11 protein-coding genes and 3 pseudogenes are annotated in these 9317 nt (G+C 54.3%); 2 read left to right on the top strand and 12 right to left on the bottom strand.

Annotation, left to right across the window (positions count from 1 at the left end; genetic code table 11):
• Positions 1–105 precede the first annotated feature (105 nt).
• The 7 genes from ACTBDZ_RS05900 to ACTBDZ_RS05870 form a co-directional block, all read right to left on the bottom strand.
• Entirely contained in the window at positions 106–501 is a 396-nt protein-coding gene (locus tag ACTBDZ_RS05900) for a TonB-dependent receptor plug domain-containing protein (RefSeq protein ID WP_438814618.1), read from the bottom strand.
• Complete coding sequence (locus ACTBDZ_RS05895; RefSeq protein WP_438814617.1) at positions 502–957, bottom strand: STN domain-containing protein; 456 nt, start codon at positions 955–957, stop codon at positions 502–504.
• 137 nt (positions 958–1094) lie between these two features.
• The gene (locus tag ACTBDZ_RS05890; protein WP_438814616.1) at positions 1095–1553 is read right to left on the bottom strand and encodes a DUF4880 domain-containing protein; all 459 of its coding nucleotides are present in this window, start codon (positions 1551–1553) and stop codon (positions 1095–1097) included.
• Positions 1537–1638 carry a hypothetical protein gene (locus ACTBDZ_RS05885; RefSeq protein ID WP_438814615.1) on the bottom strand — a complete coding sequence of 34 codons (102 nt, stop codon included), beginning with the start codon at positions 1636–1638 and terminating at the stop codon, positions 1537–1539. Before ACTBDZ_RS05885 ends, ACTBDZ_RS05890 begins: the two co-directional genes overlap by 17 nt.
• The gene (locus ACTBDZ_RS05880) at positions 1629–1805 is read right to left on the bottom strand and encodes a hypothetical protein (protein WP_438814614.1); all 177 of its coding nucleotides are present in this window, start codon (positions 1803–1805) and stop codon (positions 1629–1631) included. The genes ACTBDZ_RS05885 and ACTBDZ_RS05880 overlap by 10 nt, the downstream gene beginning before the upstream one ends.
• Before the next feature lie 22 nt (positions 1806–1827).
• Positions 1828–2043 carry a sigma factor gene (locus ACTBDZ_RS05875; protein ID WP_438814613.1) on the bottom strand — a complete coding sequence of 72 codons (216 nt, stop codon included), beginning with the start codon at positions 2041–2043 and terminating at the stop codon, positions 1828–1830.
• 111 nt (positions 2044–2154) lie between these two features.
• Positions 2155–2580 carry a GNAT family acetyltransferase gene (locus tag ACTBDZ_RS05870; RefSeq protein WP_438814612.1) on the bottom strand — a complete coding sequence of 142 codons (426 nt, stop codon included), beginning with the start codon at positions 2578–2580 and terminating at the stop codon, positions 2155–2157.
• A 181-nt stretch (positions 2581–2761) separates the two neighbouring features.
• Here ACTBDZ_RS05870 and hemF point away from each other — a divergent pair.
• Both hemF and ACTBDZ_RS05860 read left to right on the top strand, forming a co-directional pair.
• Positions 2762–3678 (top strand): annotated as a pseudogene (hemF, locus tag ACTBDZ_RS05865) (oxygen-dependent coproporphyrinogen oxidase).
• Entirely contained in the window at positions 3675–4145 is a 471-nt protein-coding gene (locus tag ACTBDZ_RS05860; RefSeq protein WP_438814611.1) for a YaiI/YqxD family protein, read from the top strand. The pseudogene hemF and the gene ACTBDZ_RS05860 overlap by 4 nt, the downstream one beginning before the upstream one ends.
• A 61-nt stretch (positions 4146–4206) precedes the next feature.
• Here the strand turns inward: ACTBDZ_RS05860 and ACTBDZ_RS05855 are convergent.
• The 5 genes and pseudogenes from ACTBDZ_RS05855 to ACTBDZ_RS05835 form a co-directional block, all read right to left on the bottom strand.
• Positions 4207–5378: pseudogene (locus ACTBDZ_RS05855) on the bottom strand (phosphate acyltransferase).
• A 321-nt stretch (positions 5379–5699) separates the two neighbouring features.
• Entirely contained in the window at positions 5700–6662 is a 963-nt protein-coding gene (locus ACTBDZ_RS05850) for a sugar-binding transcriptional regulator (RefSeq protein ID WP_438814610.1), read from the bottom strand.
• Between the two features lie 222 nt (positions 6663–6884).
• Positions 6885–7742: pseudogene (locus tag ACTBDZ_RS05845) on the bottom strand (phosphogluconate dehydrogenase C-terminal domain-containing protein).
• Between the two features lie 47 nt (positions 7743–7789).
• A complete protein-coding gene (locus ACTBDZ_RS05840) occupies positions 7790–8605 on the bottom strand; it encodes a sugar phosphate isomerase/epimerase family protein (RefSeq protein WP_438814609.1) in 816 nt (271 codons plus the stop codon).
• Positions 8606–8630: 25 nt separating this feature from the next.
• Positions 8631–9230, bottom strand: coding sequence for a triose-phosphate isomerase family protein (locus tag ACTBDZ_RS05835; protein WP_438814608.1), 600 nt, complete (start codon positions 9228–9230; stop codon positions 8631–8633).
• Between the last annotated feature and the right edge of the window lie 87 nt (positions 9231–9317).

Below are 9317 nucleotides of genomic sequence, written 5' to 3'. Positions count from 1 at the left end.
GTAATTGCCGGTCAACCGGGTTATTCGCATCCGGTTCCCCGGCAACACGCGCGGTGGGGTAACCGCCAGCCCCTGATGCCTGGGTGAATGCGGGACGCTTTAATTTTATATCAACCCCCCCCCCCCCCCCCCCGTAAATTGGCCGTACTTGGCAGAAATATTGCTGCCAAATACCGACATGCTTTCAATCAGATTGGTGTCTATCCAAAACGATTCCGGATGTCCGGAAGGAAAATCGTTAGCTGAATTACCGTTAGGTGCCGCACTGATAGCACCGACATTGTCGCCGGGATTAAGGCGATCGTTATTCGACATACCATCAATGATAAAATTATTGTTGTAGAATTTTCCGCCATGAAATGACACCACATCAGGGGCAATCTCCCCTGGCGAAGCGCTGCTACGCGAAGTTTCAGCAAACTGCACATTGGGGTTAGTGCGTAACAGCTCAGTAACATTACCGTTCGCCTGCGGCTTTTTTGCGATGTCCTCTGCCGTCAACTACTGGCTACCAATCTCCATAGGACCCGGCAATACACGCGCCTGAACGGTAATGACATCACCCCGGTTGCGCCCCGCAGCGGCAGAAGGTACAACGTCCTGATTCTCTGACGTCGTTGGTTTGGCACTGATTTGCGCCAACGGGCGAATAATAAATCCTTTGCCGTCATCGGTCGGTTCCGCATACAGATTATTGCCGCGCAACAACGCTTCCAGCGCCTGCTCCACACTGTAGCTTCCGCTCAGCGCCTGCGCCTGCTTGCCTGCCACCAGTTGGCTGTCTACGCCAAAGTTAATGCCGGTTTGCCGCGCCAACTGCATCAGCGATTTTTCCAAGGGCTGCGCGGGCAACTGAACCGTGCTGACCGTGGCGGCCTGCGCCATCCCGGCGCTTAATGCCACAGTCAAAACGGCCTGTGACCACAATTTCCCCTGCTGCGTGATAAAAATGGACATGAATACGAGTTCCCTGCCTGCTGTTATTTTTGATTTCTACTGACGATGACGTCAGGCAGCAAAAATCGGGCAGGGCAAAACGAAAATAATTTTGATAATCATTCTCAAATTTAAATAATAATTTGATTTTTAAAGTGTTATTTTTTTCTGCCGATCAACACTACGGCATCGATAGGCTGCTGATAGGAGAGTGGAAGAGAATGACTGAGTAACGAAAGGGCGCGGCCGGTATCATCCAGCGTCAGGCGTCGGATTTCCCCGATTGCCGTACGCTGATCCGCCAACCAGTAGCGATAAGGCAGTTGGCTGGCAAGCACGCCCACCAACCCCAGCACCAAGGCCAGCACCAAGGCCAAAGAGAGAAACCGTTGCGGGCGCGCCTTACGCTGCGTTGTGGCCGGTGTCAGCGCCGCACTGGACCAGAGTTGCTGCATCTGGTGATAAATCCGCTCATGGCGCGCATCTTGTTCGCACCAGCGCTGCCATTCGGCAGCACGTGCGGCATCCGCAGCCTCGTCTTCCTCTGGTTCAGAAAAGCGGATGAGCCACTCAGCGGCCTGCTGTTGGATACGCGCTAACTCAGCTTTCTGGTTCATCGCTTTCCAGACTGAAGATATGGGTGTGGAAATGGATCATGGCTTTTGCCAGATACTGTTTAATGCTGCTTTCGCTCACGCCCAACGTAACGGCAGTATCGCGATAGGAATGGCCTTCAACGCGCGCTGCACTTTTTCATCCAGCTCTTCAGTGAGGATATGCAGCGCCGTGGCTACCAATTGACTGATTGCCACACGCTGTTCGGCAGATTGCGCCTCTGCCCCCTCCGCCAATTGCGCCAGCGCCGCCAATGCATCCTCTTCCAGTTTGCGCTTACGAAACTGGTCTCACATGGTTGGCAGTGACCATCAGGTAAGCGCGTGGATTACGGATTGCTTCCGGCTCCGCCAGGGTCAGCAGTTTGAGGAAAGTATCGTGGGTAAGATCGTCCGCCAGATGGCGACAACCGGTTTTTTTACTGAGCCATCCGCGCAGCCATCCCTGGTGGGAGTGGTAAAATACGCTCCAGAATGTCGTTAGCTGCGTCATAGTCGGTGGCAATAAAAATACCGCAAAGATTAATTGATACTCATTATCATCTAAGCGAATCGGACGACGCAACAGTTTTTAAACAACAAGCCAAAAAACCAACAATAGCGATCAGTATTCTTGATCTTCGATCAGGCATTTCCCAAGCGTAACGGAATCCACGATATCGTAGTTCAGTTTCTCATACATGCCGATCACCGCATCATTGTCCTGCCGCACCATCAGATGGATTTTGGGGCAACCGCGTGCGATCAATTTTTTCTCAAGGCGGCTAATCAACGCGTTAGCGATGCCGCGCCCGCGAAAATCCGGATGGACGCCCAGATAGTAGGCCGAGCCGCGATGGCCGTCGTACCCCCCCATCACCGAGCCCACGATTTCACCGCCCACTTCGGCCACCAAAAACAGAGAGACGTCGTGATTCACTTTGCGCTCAATATCCATTTCTGGATCGTTCCAAGGGCGCAGCAGGTCGCAACGTTCCCATAGGGTAATCACTTCTTCAAAGTCATCTTGTCTGAATACGCGGATTTCCATGGGATCCCCCCGTTGATCGCTAAGGAAAATCTGATTATCGCGTGATCTCGCGCAGACGCAATATCAATTTGCTGTCATCCCCCCCTGTCGCAGTCGCTCAGCAGCAGGAAAGCCAACACCTCGCCGTTGTGACAGGCTATACTGGTAGCCCTTTTATTATAATGGATTTGCTAACACCGTCATGAGTCAGCCTGATATTTCCGCCGTAAAATCCTTTTTACTGACGCTGCAAGACACTCTGTGTCAGCACCTTGCCGCCGCAGATGGTAAGAACGGCTTTAATGAGGAGTGCTGGCAACACGCCACTGGCGGCGGCGGGCGCAGCCGGGTGCTGACCCAAAGCGCGGTATTCGAACAGGCGGGCGTCAACTTCCCTCACGTGATGGGGGCTACGCTGCCCCCTTCGGCCAGCGCGCACCGGCCCGAACTTGCCGGACGCCGCTTTCAGGCCATGGGAGTTTCGTTGGTTATCCATCCGTTAAACCCGTATGTGCCCACCAGCCACGCCAACGTGCGTTTTTTCGTTGCGGAAAAAGAGGGTGAAGCGCCGGTATGGTGGTTTGGCGGTGGGTTCGATCTCACCCCGTTCTACGGCTTTACCGAAGACGTCGTACACTGGCACCAAACCGCGCACGATCTTTGCCAGCCGTTTGTTGACGACGTTTATCCACGTTACAAAAAGTGGTGTGATGATTACTTTTTCCTCAAGCACCGTAACGAGGCACTCGGCGTCGGCGGGCTGTTTTTCGATGACTTGAATACGCTGGATTTCACCATCAGCTTTGCGTTTATGCGCGCAGTCGGAAACGGTTTTCTCGACGCCTACCTGCCGCGCGGCGCGCTGCATTGCCCTGGGGAGAGCGCGAACGCCAGTTTCAACTCTACCGTCGTGGGCGCTATGTTGAGTTTAATCTGGTGTGGGATCGCGGCACGCTGTTTGGCCTGCAAAGCGGCGGGCGCACCGAATCCATCCTGATGTCGATGCCGCCGCTGGCGCGTTGGGAATACCAATATCAACCGGAGCCGGACGGCCCGGAAGCCGCACTTTATCGTGATTTTTTACCGGTAAAAGATTGGTTAGCGAAGGAGCTTGCATGAACGACAATACCGACGCAGAACCGCAAATTTGGGTAGATGCTGACGCCTGCCCCAATGTGATTAAAGAGGTGCTGTATCGCGCTGCCGATCGCACACAAACCCGTGTCGTTCTGGTCGCCAATCAGTCACTGCGTACGCCGCCGTCACGTTACATCTCGTCAGTGCGCGTTGCCGCCGGGTTTGACGTGGCGGATAACGAAATCGTGAAACGCGTCAACGCCGGGGATTTGGTGATTACCGCCGATATTCCGCTGGCAGCAGAAGTGCTGGGAAAAAAAGTCGTGGCGCTCAATCCACGCGGTGAAACCTACACGCCCGCCACCATCCGCGAACGGCTGACGATGCGCGATTTTATGGATACGCTACGCGCCAGCGGTGTGCAAACCGGTGGGCCGGATGCCCTCAATCAGAAAGATCGCCAGCGCTTTGCCAACGAGCTGGATAAGTGGCTGCGCCAACGGCGTTAATTCTCTGATAAAAAACAGCCCGGCATGCCGGGCTGTTTGCTGTAGGACAATGCAAATGTAGTTACAGCGGCTGAGTCTGCGCTTCCACCACGGCCAGCGCCACCATGTTGACGATACGCCGTACCGAGGCGATCGGCGTCAGGATGTGCACCGGTTTGGCAACGCCCATCAGCACCGGTCCGACCGTCACCCCTTCAGACGAGGAAACGCGCAGCAGGTTATAGCTGATACGCGCCGCTTCCATGTTCGGCATGATGAGAATATTGGCAGAGCCTTTTAACGGGCTATCCGGCATTTGCTCGCGGCGAATCGCTTCCACCAGCGCAGCATCGCCGTGCATCTCACCGTCCACTTCCAGCTCCGGTGCCAGCGTGTTGATCAACGCCAGCGCCTCACGCATTTTGCGTGCGGTGGGCGAGTTTGAGGTACCAAAGTTGGAGTGCGACAACAGCGCGACTTTCGGTTCGATACCGAAACGACGCATGGTGTGCGCGCACCGGTGTCTTCCACCGCGTAAATCGCCTTGTTCTCTTCCATGTTGGCGTCACGACCTTTGTAGATCACGCCACGTGAGTCACACACCACGATGTTGTGTTTTTTCAGCCCCAACGCCACCAGCAAATTCAGGCAGGCAATGGAGGCAGCGCCCGCGCCGGAAACCACCAGACGCACGTCAGAGATGTTTTTCTCCACCACGCGCAGGCCGTTCAATACTGCCGCAGTACAGATGATCGCCGTGCCGTGCTGATCGTCATGGAACACCGGAATCTTCATGCGTTCACGCAGTTTCTTCTCGATGTAGAAGCACTCCGGTGCTTTGATATCTTCCAGGTTGATGCCACCAAAAGTCGGCTCCAGCGCGGCAATCACGTCGATCAATTTATCCGGATCCAGTTCGTCCACTTCGATATCGAACACATCGACGCCGGAGAATTTTTTAAAGAGAACGCCCTTGCCTTCCATTACCGGCTTGCCGGCCAGCGCACCAATGTTACCGAGGCCAAGCACCGCCGTTCCGTTGGAGATCACCGCGACCAGATTGCCGCGTGCAGTGTATTTGTAAGCAGCCAGCGGATCTTCGGCGATTTCAAGACAAGGTGCAGCAACGCCCGGAGAGTAGGCCAACGCCAAATCGCGTTGGGTCGCTAGCGGTTTGGTGGGAGACACCTGAATCTTCCCCGGCACCGGATACTGGTGGAAATCCAATGCGCTCTGTTTGAGTTGTTCATCCATTGTTGCATCCCTTATAGGCTTTTGTTGTCGTAACGTAGGGCGGCGAGTCTATCCCAGGCAGACAAGGAGAGGTTAACGCCGTAAGAAGTTCAATCATTACTGCTTATATAAGCTTGAAGCATGGCAAAAACCGATAGTGAATGCAGGTTAATATAGTTAATTTATCTGCTTGTTTTTTGCGCATAATGTCACGTTATCGCGAACTGGATAACGTATTGCTAACCTGCGGGCAAAAAACAGACGTAAAAATCAACTAAAAATGATGATAAATCATTCAGATACCGGACAGCGAAGCGCTGCTGTCCGGCAGAAGAAAGTACCCTATTGGGTCATATTGAGGATGGTGCGGATGTTCGAGGCGCTGGTGGCGATAATATCGATAGCTCCGGTGCGCAACGCACCCAATATCGCCAGCGCTTTGGTGTTTTCTGAAGCAATGGCAATAACACAGGGAATGTTGCGCAGCTCTTCGATGCTGACGCCAATCACCCTGTCGTGCATCACGGTATCGATGTGCTGCCCCTGCGCATTAAAAAAGTCATAGCCAGCAATGTCGCCAATCACGCCCTGGTTAAGACTGGCATCAACAATTTCCTGTGGCGTGAACCAGCCCAGTTTTACCATATAGCTGTTTTCGTTCATGTCGCCAATGCCCACCAGCGCGATATCCGCCTTACGGGCGCGATCCAGCGTCTCCTTGATGGTACCGTTCTGCATAAACGCCTGCTTGAGCGCGCGGTTTTCCACGTAAGCCGGGGCGTAAAGCGTTTCGCTGCTGCCGCCAAATTTCTTCGCCAGACGACGGCTGATATGATCGGCGTTGATCGCATCGCCGGGACGGTGCGTACCGCCAATCCCGCAGATAAACTTGCAGTGGCGTTCAGTCACGTTTCCTACGTGATCTGCGACGCCGGACACATTGCGCCCCTGCCCGACCGCAATCACGGTACCATCTTTCAGCGTTACTGCCAGATGGTTGGAAACCAATGCCGCTACCTGACGCCGCTGTTCTTCTTCTTCAGGGTGATCGAGCGCGATCAGAGCGCGTTTGATGGGAAAACGCTCCAGCAGTTGCTGCTCCAACCGAGTGCTGAACACCGGGTGATAGCGAACGTTGATCTCGACAATGCCCTCTTCTTTAGCACGCTTGAGCAAACGCCCTACTTTGATGCGCGAAATGCCGAATTTCTTCGCGATCTCCTCCTGGGTAATCTCGTCCTGGTAATACGCCACGGCGATTTCCGTCAGTAGTTCGTTATCCTGAGATCCTGATTGTTTTTCCATTCGGTAATATTGTCCTCACGCAAAGGGTAAGTGTGCCTGGGCAGACGCAGCCCTGTCGGCAACAGCCGATCATCATTAACAATTGTTGCACGCCGCAAGTCAGGGCCCAACTCCGGCAACCAATCTCCTGATAATAGCCCCGTCATTGCCTAAAAACAGTGATGCCGCAAACCTGTATAAATGGGCTTGCGGCGATTCCGCGTCATTGATGCGCGACAGGCATTAGCGCTCAATAGCATCAATCTTCAGCATTCTGGCGATCACCAGATCGAGCTCTTTTTGATCGAAGATCTTTTTCCAGTCCGGTTTGATAATGTTTTCTTTGCCATACTCGATGGCGATCATGCAAGCATCCGAGAACGGGTTGGTACTGCGGAACGCCACTGCCAGCGCGATTTGAATGTGGCCATAGAGCATCGCTTCCGCTGCCGCTTTCGGCGCGCCGATGGTATTGACGGTTTCATCCAGCGCTTCTTTCATCAACGTCCCCACCATACAGGCCACGGTTTCAACCAGCGCCGGTTCCATGATAGGCCAACTGTTTTACTGTCACCCAGTGCACGTCAATCACCGGGCCATACATACTTTTACCACCTCGGCCAGCACGGCTTTCTGCCGATCGCTGCCTGTTTCATAGGAAGCAGCAACGTGCTGAGGTGCGGCGACGCCGCCAAACGCGTCGGCATGTTCTTCTGGCGTAAAACGATCGAGGAATACCGAAGGGTGGCATGGGTGTGCGACCGCGTAATCGATATCATCACGTTTGGCGATCAAATTGGCGTAGGCCGCAGCGGGGTCGAGTGTTAACAGAATCGCACCGCGTTTCATTTGCGGCACCACCTGCGCGGAAACCACTTTCAGCGCAATATCAGGGACCGCAAGGATCACCACATCGCTGTCCGGAATAACCTGCTCAGCCACCGCCAGCTCGCGCCCTGCGGCAATCACCTGCTCCTGCGCGCGCGGGGAATTCTCACAGTAAAACACCTGATAGGCACTTTTCTGGAAATTGGCAGAGATACGCATGCCCATTTTGCCACCAGCGCCCAGTACCGTAATCGTTTTTAATTCTGTTGTCATGATGGTTACTCCTCGGATTTGGAATGCATTTTGTTCAATAAAAAAGGTTATCGCTGCCCGGCCTGCGGATTGCGGGCAAAAAGAAAGTTCAGGCTTTGTGTGGTCCAGGCGGCTTCCTGACGGCAGGTCTCCTCCGGCGTGGATTGCCATGGAAGCCAGTGCTCAACCACCTGATTGATGTGTCGCTCATTAGGACGAACCGCTTTTTGCAGGTGGTCGTAGTCGAGCAACCCGGTGCCGAGCGGGCTGCCGGAATAGGTAAACCCAACCCAGCCATTCTGGCGCGCAAAGGCAAAATCTTTGATGTGCAGGTTCACTACGCGTCGCGCCGTCATATCGATAACGTCACACGGATGCTCCAACGCCGCCACGCAGTTTCCCGGATCGAGACAAATGCCCAACGCCGGGCTGTCTATAGCATCAACCACCCCTAGCAGGGTGCGGGTTTTTACCTGCTCGTAAGTTTCCAGCCCGAACTGAACGCCCTGCTGCTCTGCCTGCGGCAAAATGATCTGCAACAGTTCGCGTGCTTCATCCGGTGTGGGTTGATGCGTAACGCTGTTAAACATGGTGCGTATAAAACGGACATCCAGTGCCTGAGCCAGCGCCAGGTAGCGCGTTAAATGCGCAGTCTCCAGTCCACGCGTTCCGAGTTCCAGTTGAATGGATAAATCCTCGACGCGCTGACGCAGCTTTTCCAGCTCAGCGGATGACAGCGTTTCCACTGCTGGGTAATCACAAATCTGAAACACCGCCGCGCCCGATTCTGCCGTGTGATCCAGCATTGCTTCCAGCCCCATTGGGTCAGGAACGCGGGAGGACATGCGCCAGAAAAAAGCGTAAGTGCTTAAACCAATAGCCACGGTAATCTCTCCTTTCTGCGTATTTTTATTGCGGAGCGCACAGCGCCAGCGCTTCATCCATAATGGCGTTAAACGCCGCTGGGTCGTGGGCGAAGCGCCCTAAAAACAGGCCATCAACCGCAGACCCTAGCTGACTCAGTAGCCCCGGCCCAGCGCTGCCGCCGTAAATCACTTTGCCGTCGCGCACACCCGTCGCCGTGAATAACTGCTGCTTCAGCGCCTCACAGACAAGGCTGATAGCTTCGGTTGGTGCGGGTTCTGCGCTGCCAATCGCCCATTGAGGCTCATAAGCTACAACAACCTGCCCCGTTAACTGCTGTTGCTGTGCGCGGTTGAGCGCGCTGGTTAGCTGAGCCTGACAGATTGCTATCGCCTGCTGCACGCTACCGCGCTGCTCTTCGCCAACACAGAGCACGGGGGTGAGTCCGTTGCGCCAGGCGGCTGCTGTTTTAAGGGCAATATGCTCATCGGTTTCACCAAAATAGCGACGCCGTTCCGCATGCCCGACTTCTACATAGCGGCACCCCATTTCGTGCAACAGTGTGCCGCTGACTTCCCCAGTGAAGGCGCCGTTATCCGCCCAATGCAGGGCTTTGTTGAATAAATAGAAAGTTTGGGTAATCATCGGAACAGATCACCATAGTTGTTTCAAAATCAGGTCTCCATGGCAAAACAAAATTTTAAAATCACTAACTGGCCCTCCTATAACAAG

The organism is Symbiopectobacterium sp. (genome assembly GCF_051710365.1).
GTDB lineage: Bacteria > Pseudomonadota > Gammaproteobacteria > Enterobacterales > Enterobacteriaceae > Symbiopectobacterium.
This window is presented reverse-complemented; position numbering and strand designations above follow the sequence as displayed.